The organism is Pseudomonas sp. TREG-RG-20F-10-E-6-01 (assembly GCF_022662455.1).
Taxonomy (GTDB): Bacteria; Pseudomonadota; Gammaproteobacteria; order Pseudomonadales; family Pseudomonadaceae; genus Aquipseudomonas.
Map to the genome: position 1 here is coordinate 1 of NZ_JAKNQP010000043.1, position 469 is coordinate 469.

Here is a 469-nt window from a genome sequence, read left to right on the forward strand (position 1 = left end):
GTTGTTGTAAACGTCGTTAGCTGGGGTTTCGAAAACTACAGTTCCGCTGGACTTGCCCGCTTCGATGTTGATCGTCTGGCCGTTGCTCAGCGTGACCGTCACAGCAGTTTGTGCTGGATTGGTCAACGTCGCGGTGTAAGTGATGTTGCCGCCTTCAACGACCGAGTTATCGGCAGTCAGAGTGACGGTGGTGGTGTCGATCGAATCGGTAATCGTGGTGGTGGCTGGCGCTGGGTTGGTCGCCAGATTCTCGAAGTTGCCACCGGTGGCGTTGGTTATCGTCGTGTTGACGGTCGAACCATTGTTGTAAACATCGTTAGCCGGGGTTTCAAACACCACCGAGCCTGCAGATTTACCGGCTTCGATGACGATGGTCTGGCCATTAGAAAGCGTCACCGTCACAGCAGTTTGTGCTGGATTGGTCAACGTCGCGGTGTAAGTGATGTTGCCGCCCTCAACAACCGAGTTA

The 469-nt window shown here is 54.4% G+C and carries 1 protein-coding gene; it reads right to left on the reverse strand.

Going from position 1 to position 469, the window contains the following annotated elements; genetic code table 11:
- A partial coding sequence (locus tag L8K08_RS30190) for an immunoglobulin-like domain-containing protein (protein ID WP_242201991.1) occupies window positions 1-469 on the reverse strand: 469 nt, incomplete at both ends.